Origin of the sequence: Romboutsia sp. (genome assembly GCF_051659545.1) — a bacterium.
In the GTDB taxonomy this organism is placed as follows: Bacteria; Bacillota; Clostridia; order Peptostreptococcales; family Peptostreptococcaceae; genus JBOFOR01.
Genome location: NZ_JBOFOR010000179.1, coordinates 20204 through 37131 on the forward strand (window position 1 = coordinate 20204; position 16928 = coordinate 37131).

The window sequence follows — 16928 nt, forward strand, 5'->3', positions numbered from 1 at the left end:
GTGAAAATAATGAGTATAAATATAGAAAATGTTAACTATATTGCAAAATTATCAAAATTAAAATTTGAAGAAGATGAGGCTAGTGTATTTGCAAAAGAATTTGAAAATATATTAGAACAATTTAAAATTTTAGATGAAATGAACTTAGATAATGTAGCTGAGATTAGATTATCAGTAGCAGTTATTAGGAAAGATAATGCTAAACCATGTGAAATAGAAGAATTATTTAGCAATGTAAAGTCTGTAAGAGATACTTATATAGAAGTACCAAAAATTATTGAGTAGGGGTGTTACCATGAGCATAGAGATAAGTATAAAAAAAATGGTAGAAGGTATAAAAGGTGGAAGCTTAAAAAGTGAAGATATAGTATCTAATTTTTTAAAAAATATAAAAGAAAAAGAAGATAGCATAAATGCATTTTTATATCTACAAAAAGATAAATGTATAAAACAAGCTAGGGAAATAGATGAAAAAATCAAAAATGGAGAAAAAACAGGTAGATTAGCAGGGATTCCTATTGCTATAAAAGATAACATTTGTACAAAAGGAATAAAAACAACTTGTGCATCAAAAATGCTTGAAGATTTTATGCCTCCATATGATGCAACCGTTATAAAGAAATTAATGGAAGAAGATGCAATAATAGTAGGTAAAACTAATATGGATGAATTTGCAATGGGGTCATCTACAGAAAACTCAGCTTTTAAAGTAACTAAAAACCCAATAGATGAAACTAGAGTACCAGGAGGTTCTTCAGGAGGTTCTGCAGCAGCAGTTTCTGCTAATATGGTACCTTTATCATTAGGTTCTGACACAGGTGGTTCTATAAGACAGCCAGCATCATTTTGCGGAATTGTCGGTATGAAGCCAACTTATGGGTTGGTATCTAGATTTGGACTTGTTGCATTTGGGTCTTCTCTAGATCAAATAGGTCCATTCTCAAAAACTATAGAAGACAATGCCTACTTATTAAATATTATAGCAGGAGAAGATAAATACGATGGAACTACTGCTAAAGGTTTAGAAAAAGTAGATTATACGAAAAGCTTAGGTGAAAGTATATCTGGAATGAAAATAGGAGTGCCAAAGGAATTCTTTGAAGAAGGATTAGATGAAGAAATAAAAGCTTGCGTAATGAAAAATATAGAAAATCTAAAAGAACTAGGTGCAGAAGTTGAGTATTTTTCACTTCCAATCTCTAAAGATGGTCTTGCTCCTTATTATGTAATTTCATCTGCAGAAGCAAGTTCTAACCTAGCTAGATATGATGGAATAAGATATGGATACAGAGCTAAAGATTACAGTGATATAGATGAGCTAATAGAAAGTAGTAGAAGTGAAGCTTTCGGTAAAGAAGTAAAAAGAAGAATAATGCTAGGTACTTACGTATTATCATCAGGATACTATGATGCATATTACAATAAAGCACAAAAATTTAGAATTAAGCTAAAATCAGATTTTAAAAAAGTTTTTGAAAAATATGACTTAATTATAGGTCCCACTTCTCCAGTACTTCCATTTAAAATAGGTGAAAAAATGAGCGACCCAACTGCAATGTATTTAGCGGATATTTATACAATAAATATAAATCTTGCGGGAGTTCCTGCTCTTTCTATGAATGGAGGTTATAGTAAAGAAGGACTTCCAATAGGTATTCAATTAATAGGAAATTACTTTGGAGAAAGTGAAATATATAAAGTAGCTCATTGTTTAGAGAAAAAGCTATTTATGAAAGAGGTGTAAAAATGGCTAGTTATGAAACAGTAATCGGATTAGAAATACACTCAGAACTACACACTAAAAGTAAAATATTTTGTTCTTGCCCAACTACTTTTGGAGCAGAGCCAAATAAAAATACATGTCCTATATGTTTAGGACTTCCAGGAACGCTACCAGTATTAAATGAAGAGGTTATAAATCTAGCAATAAAAGCAGGTATGGCTTTAGATTGTACTATAAATAAATACAACAAAATGGATAGAAAAAACTATTTTTATCCAGATTTACCAAAGGCATATCAAACCTCACAATATGATTTACCAATATGCTCAAATGGACTTGTAAAATTTGATTTTGAAGGAAAAGAAATTAAAGTAAGAATCAATAGAATACACATAGAAGAAGATGCAGGAAAACTTGTACATTTAGAGAATGAACCATTTTCTTTAATAGATTACAATAGAGTAGGAGTACCGCTAATAGAAATAGTAACAGAGCCAGATTTACGTTCTCCTAAAGAAGCAGTAGCATTCTTAAAAGTATTAAAAGGAGTATTAGAATATGGAGAAATATCAGATTGTCGAATGGAACAAGGTTCACTAAGATGTGATGGAAATATATCTATAAGACCTGTAGGTCAAGAAGAATATGGAACTAAAGTAGAACTTAAAAATATAAACTCTTTTAAAGAGCTTCAAAAATCTTTAGAAAAAGAACAAAAAAGACAAATAGAGCTTTATACATTTAATGAACAGCATAAAATAAAGCAAGAGACAAGAAGATGGGATAGTGCTAAGGCTAAGACACTACCAATGCGTTCTAAGGAAGAAGCACATGATTATAGATATTTTCCAGAGCCAGATTTAACACCTATAATAATAAAACAAGAACAGATAGATAATATAAAAGATAATTTGCCAGAAATGCCAGCTAAAAAGATTGAAAGATTTGAAAATGAATATGGATTAGCAACAAATGAAGCTCAAATAATCGTAGCTAGTAAATCTTTAGCTCATTTTTATGAAAATGTTGTAGCCTATGAAGTATCTCCAAAAACTACTGCAAATTGGATACTTAGCGATATACTAAAAATATTAAATGCAAAAAACTTAGAAGCGGATGACATAACTATGGATCCTAAATATCTAGCTGATTTAATTAAAATAATAGAAAAAGGTAAAATAAGTAATACAGTAGGGAAAGAAATTTTAACTGAAATATTTGAAAGTAATAAAAGTCCAGAAACTATAATTGAAGAAAAAGGACTTGGACAAATAAATTCATCTGAAGAATTAGAAAAATTAGTAGATGAGGTTTTAGCTAAAAATCCTAAATCTATTGAAGATTTTAAAGCTGGTAAGCAACAAGCAACACTATTCTTAATGGGTCAAGTAATGAAGGCTAGTAAAGGAAAAGCAAATCCACAAATTGCTAAAAAGTTAATAGATGATAAATTGTTAGCATTATGTGTATAAATACTTTTATAAAATACTATTGATAAAATTCTAATTAAATTTTAATATTACTTTAAGGCAATATTTATTTTTATATTGTATTATTAAGGTATAATGATATAGTCAATAAATATAACATACACAAAAGAAAATTTATTTAGAAAGGAAATAGCATGGAGATAAAAGTATTAATAGAACAGTTTATAATAAACTATGGGTTGATAAGTATTTTTATAATAGTAGCACTAGAATACGCTAATATACCGTTGCCTAGTGAAGTAGTATTACCACTTGTAGGGATATTAGCTTTAAGGTATGATATGAACTTACCATTGGTGATTTTAGTAACTATTCTAGGTGGTATATTGGGATCTATAATAAACTATTACTTAGGTTATAAATTTGGTCAGCCACTAGTTTCAATAATAAAAACAAAATATCCTAAAAGTAAAAAATCTATAAGTGCATCTTACAAATGGATGGCTAAATATGAAAAAATATCTGTAATGTTATCTAGAATAGTTCCTTTAGCTAGGACTTTCATATCTATAATTGCAGGTGTTGCAAAAATGAATGTATACTCATTTGTTATGTATTCTACAATCGGAATAGCTATATGGAATACCATTTTAGTATTAATGGGATATATAGTTGGGGAAAATATTCACTTAATAAGTAGTTTGCTGACAGAGTATTCAATAGCAGTAGTTATAATATTAATAATAGGAATAATATGGTACATTAAAAAAATAAAGTTTAGTAATAGGAAATAATAAAGGGAGTTGAGTACAAAAGACAACTCCCTTTATTATTTGATTGAAAACTAAATAGATTAATAAAAATATTGTATGTATAAACTTTATTAATATATATTTTTGATTAGGAATTATTTTTTAGCATTTTGTTTACTATTATTTAAATCTACGGTGTTTTGATTTGGATAAGCATTATTAGTGTTAATAACTCTAAAATTTATCAAATCTGTGGTTTCACTATCTGTATTTTCATTAATTTCAATACCGTCTAAAATTTCTTGATACTGATCATCTAAATTATTTAAAAAGGATAAATCATCTTTTTTATATTTATTGTTTTTGCTCATAATATACCTCCTTTTATTAAATATATATTTAGTATTTCTAAAAAAAAAACATATATGTAGAAGAATAAAAATAAATCTACTTGATATTAAAAAACAATGATGATAAAATAATTAAGGTTTCAGTTTGATTTTAAAAAGAATTATAAAAAAATATAAAATGTCGAAGAAAATAAAATATAATAAAACTAGCAATATATATTTAACACATAAACCTTTTTAAAACTGTAAATATTAAAACTGATAATACTAAATAGATAGAGGATGATAATATGACAATATTAATAAATGTTCTAGGTATAGCAACTTTGATAGTGGGATTATATATTTTTTCAGCTAACAAAAAATACATAGACAAAAAAATGATATTAAAAGCTTTTGTAATTCAATTTGTATTAGCTTTTTTACTGGTAAAATTCCCATTAGGAAGAGTTGTGCTAGGGTGGGTATCTGATGTAGTAACAAATATACTAAGCTATGGAATGGTAGGATTAGACTTTATTTTTGGATCTTTATCAAATGCAGGTGCTCCAACAGGATTTGTATTTGGGGTTCAAGTTTTAGGTAATATAATATTTATATCAGCATTAGTAGCAGGTCTTTACTATTTAGGCGTTATAGGTGCCGTAGTTAAGGTTATAGGTGGAATTATAGGTAAAATATTAGGGACTAGTAAGGTTGAAAGTTTTGTAGCTGTTGCTAATATGTTTTTAGGTCAAACTGAATCGCCAATACTTGTTTCAAAATATTTAGGTGGTATGACTGAAAGTGAAATAATGCTAGTTTTAATATCTGGTATGGGAAGTATGTCTGCAACGGTTCTTATGGGATATGCAGGTATGGGGATTCCTATGGAATACCTTCTAATAGGAGGAGCATTAGTTCCATTAGGTAGTATAATAGTATCCAAACTTATGTTACCAGAAACTGAAATCGATAAAAGTTTAGCTTTAGATGAAGCAGCAACTAGTACAAGTGAAGGAATAAATATAGACAATAAGGGCGACAATGCAAATCTTATAGCTGCAATATCTCAAGGTGCAGGAGACGGTCTTAATATGGCATTAGGAATAGGTGCATCTCTTATAGCTATAATATCTTTAGTTGCATTAGTAAATGGAGCATTAGGAGTCGTAGGATTATCTTTAGAGCAAATATTATCATATTTATTTGCGCCAATAGGATTCTTAATGGGATTACCAAAGCAAGATATACTGACGGCTTCTCAGCTTTTAGGAAGTAAGTTAGTTCTAAATGAATTTGTTGCTTTTGGTCAATTAGGTGAGATAATAAATAGTTTAGACTATAGAAGTGGGTTAATGATGGCTATATCTCTTACAGGATTTGCAAATATATCTAGTATGGGTATATGTATAACTGGGATATCAGTATTCTGTCCTGAAAAAAGAAATCAATTAGCTAAGTTAGCATTTAGAGGAATGTTAGGTGGATTCTTTGTAAGTGTATTAAGTGCTTTAGTAGTTGGTTTAATAGTAGCATTATAAAATAATTTGTCAACAATAAAATTGATTATTCAAAAAGCGTGCTAGCTATAGCACGCTTTTTTCTTTTAGAATAGTTTATAGTTTAGTGAGTAGTAAGAATATTAAAAGACATTTAATAATATATATTTATAAAAGTACAAATTGATAGGAGAGGTAAATATTGAATATATTAAAAAATAAATTAATTAATATGGCAATTATTACACTAATAGTAGGAGGTTTAAGTTTTTTTATATATAATAAACAAAATAATACTGAACAGTTAATAATGGGTGGAAGATATTACCTTGAAGAGTTAAATAAGTATGATAAGGAAGTGGATAATTCAAGTAATACAAATGATTTAGAAAAGTATTTTAGACCATCTAAATTGCCAATTATAAATAATAGAAACTATACTATTGGTGATGTTTACGATAAAAAACCTACAGAGATTAATATATCAAAGGAAGTATTAAAAACTCCAGAAGATACTATAATAAATTATTTTAGTGTATTAAGAGAAGCAGCAAATCCCTTAGAAAGTAAAAATACAGGGTGTGGAACTATAGGAGAAGCAAATAGACCTTACCCTATAGCCTATAATTTTTTGACAGATTCCTATAAAAAAGATACAACTTATTATGAATACCTTAAATCTTTTGAAAATATATTACGTACAAATTTAATAAAATTAGAGCAAGTTCCAACAGATAAAGAGCACTTAAATAACTTGAAATACTTCGTAGAAGTAGAAACTATTCAAGGTTCTGACTCTGGAGTAGGGTATTTTGCATATTACTATGGATATGTTTATTTAACTGAAGAGAATAATAAATATAAAATTGACTATATAGATTATTATGGAGAAAATTACTTATGTGCTCCATATCATGGTTGGGCATATGATGCAGAAATGTCTGTTGATATTAGGTATGGTGGCTGGTGCAATTTAATAAAAGAAAGACATCCTACAGAAGTAGATGGATATAAGAAACAAGTTAAGTTTTTGGGTAATGATGGAAATGAATATATGATATTATTTTATGAGTTAACTAATGGTACAGATGAAGAAATAGCTCAGTACAAAAAAGATGAAAATGGAAAATGGATAAATATAAATTTAGATCCTAAAAAGTGCTTAGATAAAAAAACTTCCTAATTAATAGGAAGTTTTTTACGTTTAAGCAAATTATATTACCTTAAAAACTTTAGATAAGCTACTATGTATAATTAATATTAAGATACTTAGTGAGTATAAAAAAAGTTTTTGAGCAACGGTTAGAGCTGGTGGCGAAATTAGAAAAGCGAGTTTTTGTTTGTATTTAAGAAAAATTATATTAAATTTAATAAATCTATTGGCAAAAAATAAAAATATAATTGTAATTCAAGTGTATTATATGTACAATACACTTAAAGGTGTATTACTGGTATAATACATTAATACGGAGGTGAATGTATGAACTTTATACCTAATGACAGAGAACCTGTATATCTTCAGATTATAAGATACATAAAACAACAAATAGTAATAGGAAATTTAAGTCCAGGAGATGTGATTCCTTCTAGAAGAGAAATGGCAGTAAAGATAAAGGTAAATCCAAATACAGTACAAAAGGCATATAAGGAGATGGAGGATATGGAAATTATAACTACAGTTAGAAACTATCAAAGTACTATAACAACAAATAATGAAACCATAACTAAAATAAGACATGAACTTATAAATGAGTCTTTAGAAATTTTTATAGAAAATATGAAATCAATAAATGTAGAAAAAGAAGAAATATTAGAGATTATAAGTGATAGATATTAAAAATTATATATTAGGGAGAAAAAGTTATGATAGAAATAAAAAATGTAACTAAGATATATAAAAAATTAAATGCTCTTGATGATATATCTTTTAATATAAAAGAAGGTAAAATCACTTGCATATTAGGAATAAATGGGGTTGGAAAATCTACTATTTTAAAGGTAATCTGTGGTCTTATAAAGATTGATAGTGGAGAAATTCTTATAGACAATGAAAAAATAAATCACAAAATTTATAATAAGTTGGCTTTTGTACCAGATATAGATAATCATTTTACGCAACTTACAATAAAAGAAAGCTTTGAATTTATGAAAGAATTTTATGAAAACTGGGAAGATGAAAAAGCCTATGAAATGCTAGAAATGTTTAATTTAACTGAGGATAGATTAATATCATCTTTATCAAAAGGAAACAAAGCAAGGGTTAAAATAATTTTAGGATTTGCTCAAAATGCTAAATATACACTTTTAGATGAGCCTTTTTCAGGAATAGATATTTTTAAAAGAGAAGAATTTATTGGGGTAATGGCAAAGTACATGAATGAGGATCAAAGTATAATTATTACTACTCATGAGATAAGTGAAATTGAAATGATGGTAGATGATGTAATTATAATAGATGAGGGCAAGGTTGCTTTTAGCTTTAATGCAGAAGAAACTAGAGAAATTGAAGGCAAGTCTATTGTAGATAAAATGAGGGAGGTATATAGGGGTGAATAAAATATTAACTTTATATTACATAGAATTTAAAAGAATATACAAATTATTCTTTGGTTTACTCGGATTTTTATTTGTTGGAAACCTAGGAATTCTAGGATTAAATATATTTAGAATATTAAGTAATGAAAAGATTAGTACTAATACAAAATTTAGTTTAGCAAAATTGAGTACGCCAAATATAAGAAGATTATTACTTGAGTATGAGCTGAAAAACATATATTATTTCACAAATTTATTATTGGGATTAGCAGTAATTTTTGTACTAATATATGCAATAGCTATATGGTATAGAGATTTTGTAGGAAAAAGTAAGACTTCTTACACCTTATTTATGTTACCTACAAACAGATTTAATATCTACATAGCAAAATTAATAACAATAGTAGTTATGATATATGGAGTAATGTTAACGCAAATATTATGTTGGGGTGTGGAGTTGGTTATAATAAGCAGCTTATCCAAGCTTAAAATACCTCAGATGATTTCTGTATTTACGAGAGGAGTATTACTTAGTGGAGATTTACGTTTAATACAAACCTACTTTATGGACTTTTTTATGATAAATTTAGTTGGTGTAATATTAGCTGTAATAGTAATTTTCACAGGAGTAATGATAGAGAGGGCATATAAGAAAAAAGGGATAATCTTAGGGGTTATGTATATAGGATTATCTATATTAATATATTGTGTATTAATAAGTCTATCAAATTATTCAGATAGATTCTTATTAGCTCATAGTATTTACTATATTTTACTATTTGCACTATCAATTAAAATATCATATCAGCTTATAACAAATAAAGTTTATATGTAGGAGGGAAAGTATGAACAAAAAGTTAGCAAAAACTATACTAGCAGTAACTATTACTTCTATGGCAGTAATTATTGTTTCACTTGAAATATTTAATAAAGAAGATTACAAACTTATAGATATAAATGGAAATAAAGAAGAAATAGAAGATATGGTAGTAGCATATCAAGAAAGACAAGGGCTTTACAAAACTACTCAAGTTAATATATCAAAAGACAATATAGATGTTGAGAATTATTGTAAAGAAATGCCTAGAAACCTTAGCTTATCAAGTTTTAATAAAAATAATAGAGATGTATTAGAAACTGCATATTATGAAGAGGGTTCATATAAAGATGATAAATCTATCATTAATATACAGGTAGACATAGACTATGACTATTATAAATTAGATACTAAAAAGATAAAATATGAAGCATATATCAAAGAAAAAGATTTAGAAACAAACAAGACAATAGAGAAAATAATATCTTTAGAGTCTAACTTTGAATATCATCAAGATGCTGATATTTGGAACTTTGCTGCACCAATAAAATATAATGGTGAAGTATACCTAGCTATGACCTCGACTATGAAATCTTCAACAACAGATGAAGTAGAAGATGATTCAAAAACAGGATGCTTTATTGAAATATATAAACTAGATATGAAAAATAAAACCTCACAAATAATATTTAGTGAAAGAGTATCAGAGCCATCACAAGAGTACAATATTAATGGAGTATTTGTAAATAAAAACTCATTTTATTTTATAAAAGAAATAAGAGATAAAAATGAAATAAATGTAAAAAGTGAATTATTAGAATATGATTTAGAAACTAAAAAACTTACGTCTATAGAAATGTTTAAAGATGATTTATACTATAAAGATTTTAATGATTTATCATACGAAAGTAGAAATAGTGATGTAAGTGGAAGATCACCATTTAGATACCAACTAGAAGACAATAAAGTTAACTTTATAAAAAACATATATGATAGTAGTAAAAAAGAAATAAATATATATATAAATACTATGGATTTAGAAACTAAAAATATTATTTATGACAATGAAAAGTACACTATAAAATTAGATAATCCTAGCTTTAAATATAAAATAGAAGATGTTAATAACTATGGAATTAGGAAATTTAGGAATATAAACGATAAACTTTATATAGTATTATCAGCTTATTCTGATGGAAATTCAATAATAAGCCCAACTTCAAGTACAAACTATTTATTTATAGTAGATGAAGAAACTAAGGAAACAGTATACATTGGAGAACTACCAAAAGAAAAAGGTGAGTATGAAAATATTAGCATTTTAAAGGAAGATGAATTGTAAAAAAATATATAAAGTCCAATGATTAAAATCTAATCGTTGGATTTTTTTGTGAACAATATTATGCTATATTTATAGATATAATATAATTGAAGGTGAAAATATGGATATAAAAGAAAAAATAAATTGTTTTCCAAAAACTCCTGGGATATATATGATGAAAGATAAGGAAGATAATGTGATATATGTAGGCAAATCAAAAAGTCTTCAAGATAGAATTAAAAGTTACTTTACAAACTCAAATTCACATTCAAAGAAAGTACAACGTATGGTTAAGGGAATACATGACATAGAAATAATAACCACAGACACAGAATTAGATGCTCTTATTTTAGAATGTGAAATAATAAAAAAGATAAAGCCAATGTATAACAAGCTTATGAAAAATCATGAAAATTATTCTTATATGAAATTAGACCGAAGAATAGAATTTCCTTATATTCAAATTGTAAAGGATATAGAAGATAATGCTATATATTTTGGACCATATACCACAGGGAAAAAGCTAGAAGAAATAAAAAAAATTATTAACGAAGTTTATGGATTAAGGAGATGCAAGAGAATGACAAAGTGTTTTAATTATGACTTGAAAAAGTGTATGGGACCTTGTAGAGATAGTATAAGCAAAAATGATTACAATAAAATTATAGACAACCTTATAACTGATTTAAATGGAGAAACCACTTATATAGCTAAGATACTGCAAAAGGAAATGGAAGAAGAAATAAAAAGGCTTAACTTTGAAAAAGCTCAAGAACTTAAAAATAAGATAGATAAAATAAATAGTCTATTTAAGAAAAGTGAGATTATAGACAATAGTACAAAAGAAGATATACTTGCGTGGATAAAGTTAAATGAAAAACAGTATAAAATTTACACCATAAAAAGAGGAATTTTAATAAAGAGTGAGATTGAAGATATAAACATATTTAAGAATATAGATAAACATAAATACTTAGAAGAAAATTTAAAAAAATATGAAATGCAAAAAATAAATGCAGAAAATGAGGATACAAATGAAAATAATAATGTAGAAAAATATGATATTGATTTTATAAATATTATCTATTCATACATAAGGTATAATAAAGATATAGAGTATATACTAAAATAAACTAATCCAAAAGGGGGAAATTAAGTTATGGGAAGATGTAAGGATGAAATGAAAAAATTAATAAATGGAGAAGTAGAGGAAGTACATATAATTTCAGAAATGGAATTACTTGAAGGAGTAGCTACTTCAGTACAAGTATGGAACTATGATAAAGAAAGTGATGTTTTATCTTACTGTACACTCACTAAATCAAACACTAATAGACCTTATTTTATAAAAATAAAAAATGGAGAAGAGTTTGTAGATAAAAAATACATAGGGGAAAGCTTAACAGACGATGCAAAATTAACCTTAACTACAAAAGAAAAAGCCTTAGAATTATTAGAAAAATTAAAGGTAAACTCTTTACTTTAAAAAGGGGGTATATAAATGACTACATATAAAGAAATTGATTCATTAATGATTGAGTCAATAAAAGATATTTACAGGAAAGAGTCTTGGAGATGGAGAACATATTTAAATAAATTTATAAAATGAATAATAGTAAAATAAATTTTAATTTATAGATTAAACTAGAAACTGAACTTTTTAAAAACTTTAAAGTTTATCATGAGCAAAGGAGGGAGTTGTGTGAGTTGCACCGACCTTGCAGCTTGCCTGCTGGAAGGAAAACTTACACAACTCCCTCCTTTGCGGGATAAATTTTATATTACTATTTATTTCTTATCATTTTACCAAGTACTATAATTTCATGGAAAATCAGAGGTACAGTAGAAAGAAGTATTAAATAAACCCATTCAACTATATGTAATTGAGTAGTACCAAATACAGCTACAAGGAATGGTACTTCTGTAACAGCTATTTGTAATATAAAACCAATCACAAAAGCGGCAATCATCATTTTATTTTCTAAATGATTCATAGAGAATATAGATTTATCTACATTTCTCATACCTATAGCATGGAAAAGTTGAGAAAGTGCTAATACAGTAAAGGCATAAGTCTGGCTATGTTTAAGTACTTCAGGGTCATTCAAAGCAGTTATAAGATTTTCTAAAGTTATACTTAAACCTGAAGCTAATATATTCTTAACAGGTTCAAATACAAAAGCACTAAGAGTTATAGCAGCTATTACAGTACCGTAGAATAAAGTTAAAGTTAAACCACCATTTGCAAAAATACTTTCATTAGGATCACGAGGTCTTTGCTTCATAATATAATCTTTATCATTTTCATCAACACCAAGTGCAAGACCTGGAAGTGAATCTGTAATCAAGTTTACCCATAAGATGTGAATTGCTTTAAGTGGAGAAGCAAGACCACATATTATAGACAAGAACATTGTGATAATTTCACCAAAGTTTGATGAAAGAAGGAAAAGTACAGATTTTCTTATATTAGCGTAAATTCCACGACCTTCGCTAATAGCTTTTTCTATTGTAGCAAAGTTATCATCTGTTAAAACCATATCTGAAGCTGATTTTGCAACATCTGTACCAGTAATACCCATTGCAATACCAATATCAGCAGCTTTAAGTGATGGAGCATCATTTACTCCGTCACCAGTCATAGATACAATGTATCCTTTAGACTTAAGAGTTTGAACAATTAGAACCTTATGCTGTGGAGAAACACGCGCAAATACACATAAGTCATCTATTTTAGTAGCTAACTCTTCTTGAGAGATTAGGTCCAGTTCCATACCAGTCATACATTGCTCAATACTTTCAGCTATTCCAAGTTGTTTGGCTATAGCAAAAGCTGTATCTTTGTGGTCTCCTGTAATCATTATAGTTCTTACACCAGCACCTTTAAAGCTTTTTATTGCAGGTGTTACTTCTTCACGAGGTGGATCTATCATACCAACAAGGCCTACAAAGACCATATCTTTTTCAAAATCTTCATGCTTCTCGTATTTTGCTGAAAGAACTAAAACACGAAGAGCTTGATTAGACATATTTTTAATAGCTTGATTAATCTTACTTAAGTCATTATCTGTAATTGGCCTAACATTATTATTTTCTAATATGTATTTACAGTTAACAAGCATACTGTCAGAAGCACCTTTTGTGTAAGATATTTTATTATCTCCAAATTGATGAACAGTAGACATCATTTTTCTATCAGAGTCAAAAGGTAGTTCATTTACACGAGGTTGATCTTTTTCTAAAAAATCTTTAGTAAGACCAATTTTTATACCCATATCAACAAGAGCAAGTTCAGTAGGGTCTCCAAATCTATCATTGCCTCTTACAGAAGAGTCATTACAAAGCATAAATCCATCTACAAATACTTTATGTTGGCTATAAATCATCTCATTTACTTTTAAAGAGCTTCCGTTAGTAAAACATTCTACCACTGTCATTTTATTTTGAGTAAGTGTACCAGTTTTATCAGAACAAACTATACTTACAGAACCTAAAGTCTCAACAGAAGGTAAACGTCTTACAATAGTATTAACTTTTACTAGTCTTTGAACACCAAGTGCAAGAACTATAGTCACAACTGCAGGCAATCCTTCAGGCACAGCAGCAACAGCAAGAGAAATAGCGGTAATTAACATTTCTACAATGTTTCTATCTTGTAGTATAGCTATACCAAAAAGAGATACACATAAAACAATAGCAATTATACCAAGTAATTTTCCAAGATCAGCAAGTCGTTTTTGAAGTGGAGTAAGAGTGTCTGTACTTTCGTTTATCATTGAAGCAATTTTACCTATTTCTGTATCCATACCTGTGGCTACTACGACCCCTTCACCACGTCCATAGGATACACTAGTAGACATATATGCCATATTTATTCTATCCCCGAGTGGAAGCTCTTCAGATGCCATAAATAAAGCATTTTTTTCAGAAGGAACAGATTCACCCGTAAGAGCAGATTCTTCAATCTTTAAGTTAGAAGAAAACGTAAGTCTAAGATCTGCAGGTATTTGACGACCTGCTTCTAAAAGAACTACATCACCTAAAACAAGATCTTTTGCATCTACCTCTACTTGTTTACCATCACGTTTTACAATAGTTTTAGGCGCAGAAAGTTTTTTTAGTGTTTCAAGTGCATCTTGTGCTTTTCCCTCTTGAATCATGCCTATTACTCCATTAATAAGTACAACAGCAATAATTATGATTGAATCACTTATCTCTTTTAAAGCAAAAGATATTACAGCAGCAACGATTAAGATGTAAATCATTGGTTCGTTAAGTTGACATAAAAACATTTGTAACTTTGTTTTTTTCTTTTTTTCTACGAGTGAATTAGGTCCATCTTTTAAAAGTCTATTTTTAGCTTCCTCGCTGGATAGACCATTATTTAAGTCTACATTAAATTCTTCGGTAGTGCTTTTAATTTGCTTTCGATACATCACTATTCCCCCTTTATAAAATATTTTAAATGATAATTTAGAAGAAGTATTAAAAAAGACTTTTAACAAAATAATTAATTTTGTTAAAAGTCTCGTCAACCATATAGGTGTATAGTCCAGGTCTTAGACCATGAATGTTGAACTATACTTTTTGACTACTCCCTTTTATAATAATAATTGTATGTAATTATATGGATAAAATCAATGACAAAAATATAATTTAAACTAGATAAGCAAAATTTAAGTATGGATAATTGAAGGAATTAAGCAAAATTTGTCGAAATGGATAATATAGAAAATTTTAAGGAGGTACATATGGCTCAAAGCAATAGATTAAATGATACAGTCCAATACCTGTATAATCAGATGTTAAGTGATGGTATTTTAAGAGATAGTTCTTATCAGCAAATACAGTATATACTAGATATAATATCAATGATTAACGACAATAAGATAGATATGCTTCAAGATATAGCTGATAATATAAAGTTATTTGGATATAAAGAAGAAGATTTACTACCTCTATATAGTGTATTATTAAACTCCATAACTAATACACAAAAATTAGTAGAGGCAGACGAATTATTAGAAGAATATAATTAAAATATAAAGGTTTATTATAATGCAGTAATAAACCTTTAGGAGAAAGGGTTAAATATGATAAAACTAATAGCATCTGATATGGACGGAACCTTATTAGACTCAAATAAAAAAATAAATTCAGAATTTATTAGTATATTAAAGAAGCTTAAGTCTAAAGGTATTGTTTTCGCAGCAGTAAGTGGGAGAGATATGATATCTTTAAGACATGTATTTAAAGATATAGATGAAGATATAATTTTTGCATCTAATAATGGAAATTTTATAACTTATAAAGGAGAAGTATTATTTGAAAATTATATAGAAAAAGAAAAAATAGAAAAAATAGCTAAAATAGTGAGACGAAATAGTAAGCACATAACTATCTATAGCGGAAAAAATACAATTTACAGTGAAAGTATAATGCCTGCAATCTTTGGGAGAAAATGGGGACTGAAAATAAATGTCATAAAAGACATAACTAAAATAGAAGACAAGATATTAAAAGTTACTTGCTTTGGAAAGGGAAAAAATGTTCTAAAAAACTTTAAAGCATTAGAAGTTTTAAAAGATGAAGTTATGTTAACCCCATCGGGAACTTATTGTTTTGATATTTGTAAACATGGAGGAACTAAAAAACAAGGTATAAAAATTCTTCAAGAAAAGTTTAATGTAGACTATCAAGAAACGATGGTTTTTGGAGATCATTTAAATGATTTAGAAATGATGAGCTCAGCTTATTATAGTTATGCAATGGAAAATGCCAAAGAAGAGGTTAAAAATAAAGCTAGATTTATAGCTAAAACTAATGATGAAAATGGAGTAATAGAAGCTATAAAAGAGAATTTATTTAGAGAAAAAGCTACAATATAACAAAATAAAGCTTATAACTATACATTTTTAGATAGTTATAAGCTTTATTTGTGGTAGTCTTTAGAATGAAGGTGGAGTTATATCAAATAAAACTTCACACTCTGATTCTTCAATATTTTCTTACTTATAATTAAATATCTCATCGAAAGACTTTGGAAAAATATAAGTTGAAAAAATTAAATTATATTAACGTTTTTAAAATATTATCTATACTGTTATCTAAATTGCTTTCATCAAGTCCGATAATAGGAATATTTAAATTATATTCTTTCATCATATTTAAAAGCTCTTCTATAAATATGCCCATTCCATGAACACATTCAACATCATCTATTTTTTCTTTTAAGTTAGGACAACCACTTAATTCTCCAAACCATAGAGTAGACGAGCAAGTTTTGTTGTAGCCACAGCTTGGGCTCCCATCTATAGCAATTATACCTTTTATATTATAGCCGCTTTTTATATATCCATCAAATTGTATAAGATAAGGTTCTAGCATTATTCTACATTGAGAACGATAAAATTTATTATCAAATTGTTCTTTAGTATGTCCCCATCTTTTAATGCCATACAATAACATTTCAGGGCATGGTAGTTGAATAATACCTATGCCACAATCTATTAATTTTTT

At 27.7% G+C, this 16928-nt stretch carries 17 protein-coding genes; 14 read left to right on the forward strand and 3 right to left on the reverse strand.

Translation table 11 applies throughout. From position 1 onward, the window contains the following. The first annotated feature begins 9 nt into the window (after positions 1-9). From gatC to ACRC03_RS09840, 4 genes are all read left to right on the forward strand, one after another. The gene (gatC, locus tag ACRC03_RS09825) at positions 10-285 is read left to right on the forward strand and encodes an Asp-tRNA(Asn)/Glu-tRNA(Gln) amidotransferase subunit GatC (protein WP_438652389.1); all 276 of its coding nucleotides are present in this window, start codon (positions 10-12) and stop codon (positions 283-285) included. 10 nt (positions 286-295) lie between these two features. Beyond that, positions 296-1744, forward strand: a complete 1449-nt coding sequence (gene gatA, locus ACRC03_RS09830) for an Asp-tRNA(Asn)/Glu-tRNA(Gln) amidotransferase subunit GatA (protein ID WP_438652390.1) — start codon at positions 296-298, stop codon at positions 1742-1744. 2 nt (positions 1745-1746) lie between these two features. Beyond that, positions 1747-3195: an Asp-tRNA(Asn)/Glu-tRNA(Gln) amidotransferase subunit GatB gene (gatB, locus tag ACRC03_RS09835; protein WP_438652391.1), complete on the forward strand. Its 1449-nt coding sequence runs from the start codon at positions 1747-1749 to the stop codon at positions 3193-3195. 152 nt (positions 3196-3347) lie between these two features. Then, the gene (locus tag ACRC03_RS09840) at positions 3348-3947 is read left to right on the forward strand and encodes a DedA family protein (RefSeq protein ID WP_438652392.1); all 600 of its coding nucleotides are present in this window, start codon (positions 3348-3350) and stop codon (positions 3945-3947) included. 113 nt (positions 3948-4060) lie between these two features. Here the strand turns inward: ACRC03_RS09840 and ACRC03_RS09845 are convergent, their stop codons facing one another. Next, entirely contained in the window at positions 4061-4276 is a 216-nt protein-coding gene (locus ACRC03_RS09845; RefSeq protein WP_438652393.1) for a hypothetical protein, read from the reverse strand. Between the two features lie 269 nt (positions 4277-4545). Here ACRC03_RS09845 and ACRC03_RS09850 point away from each other — a divergent pair, with 269 nt between their 5' ends. The 8 genes from ACRC03_RS09850 (at position 4546) to ACRC03_RS09885 (ending at position 11895) form a co-directional block, all read left to right on the forward strand. Then, a complete protein-coding gene (locus tag ACRC03_RS09850; protein ID WP_438652394.1) occupies positions 4546-5778 on the forward strand; it encodes a NupC/NupG family nucleoside CNT transporter in 1233 nt (410 codons plus the stop codon). A gap of 160 nt (positions 5779-5938) precedes the next feature. Continuing rightward, on the forward strand, positions 5939-6919 hold the full coding sequence (locus tag ACRC03_RS09855; RefSeq protein ID WP_438652395.1) for a hypothetical protein: 981 nt from the start codon (positions 5939-5941) through the stop codon (positions 6917-6919). Positions 6920-7216: 297 nt separating this feature from the next. After that, on the forward strand, positions 7217-7573 hold the full coding sequence (locus ACRC03_RS09860; protein ID WP_438652396.1) for a GntR family transcriptional regulator: 357 nt from the start codon (positions 7217-7219) through the stop codon (positions 7571-7573). Between the two features lie 26 nt (positions 7574-7599). Then, positions 7600-8292 (forward strand): ABC transporter ATP-binding protein, encoded by a 693-nt coding sequence (locus tag ACRC03_RS09865; protein WP_438652397.1) that lies wholly within the window; start codon positions 7600-7602, stop codon positions 8290-8292. Beyond that, positions 8285-9106, forward strand: a complete 822-nt coding sequence (locus tag ACRC03_RS09870) for a hypothetical protein (protein ID WP_438652398.1) — start codon at positions 8285-8287, stop codon at positions 9104-9106. Before ACRC03_RS09865 ends, ACRC03_RS09870 begins: the two co-directional genes overlap by 8 nt. Before the next feature lie 10 nt (positions 9107-9116). Beyond that, on the forward strand, positions 9117-10430 hold the full coding sequence (locus ACRC03_RS09875) for a hypothetical protein (RefSeq protein WP_438652399.1): 1314 nt from the start codon (positions 9117-9119) through the stop codon (positions 10428-10430). 100 nt (positions 10431-10530) lie between these two features. After that, the gene (locus ACRC03_RS09880; RefSeq protein ID WP_438652400.1) at positions 10531-11541 is read left to right on the forward strand and encodes a GIY-YIG nuclease family protein; all 1011 of its coding nucleotides are present in this window, start codon (positions 10531-10533) and stop codon (positions 11539-11541) included. Positions 11542-11568: 27 nt separating this feature from the next. Next, on the forward strand, positions 11569-11895 hold the full coding sequence (locus tag ACRC03_RS09885; protein WP_438652401.1) for a hypothetical protein: 327 nt from the start codon (positions 11569-11571) through the stop codon (positions 11893-11895). A gap of 298 nt (positions 11896-12193) precedes the next feature. Here the strand turns inward: ACRC03_RS09885 and ACRC03_RS09890 are convergent, their stop codons facing one another. Next, positions 12194-14845, reverse strand: a complete 2652-nt coding sequence (locus tag ACRC03_RS09890; protein WP_438652402.1) for a cation-translocating P-type ATPase — start codon at positions 14843-14845, stop codon at positions 12194-12196. Between the two features lie 315 nt (positions 14846-15160). Between ACRC03_RS09890 and ACRC03_RS09895 the strand changes: the two genes are divergently transcribed. Together ACRC03_RS09895 and ACRC03_RS09900 are read left to right on the forward strand one after the other, a co-directional pair. After that, positions 15161-15448, forward strand: coding sequence for a hypothetical protein (locus ACRC03_RS09895; RefSeq protein WP_438652403.1), 288 nt, complete (start codon positions 15161-15163; stop codon positions 15446-15448). Positions 15449-15502: 54 nt separating this feature from the next. Next, the gene (locus ACRC03_RS09900; protein ID WP_438652404.1) at positions 15503-16297 is read left to right on the forward strand and encodes an HAD family hydrolase; all 795 of its coding nucleotides are present in this window, start codon (positions 15503-15505) and stop codon (positions 16295-16297) included. A 181-nt stretch (positions 16298-16478) separates the two neighbouring features. On the opposite strand, the gene ACRC03_RS09905 is transcribed toward ACRC03_RS09900, so the two are convergent. Continuing rightward, a partial coding sequence (locus ACRC03_RS09905) for a CD3072 family TudS-related putative desulfidase (RefSeq protein WP_438652405.1) occupies positions 16479-16928 on the reverse strand: 450 nt, incomplete at its 5' end.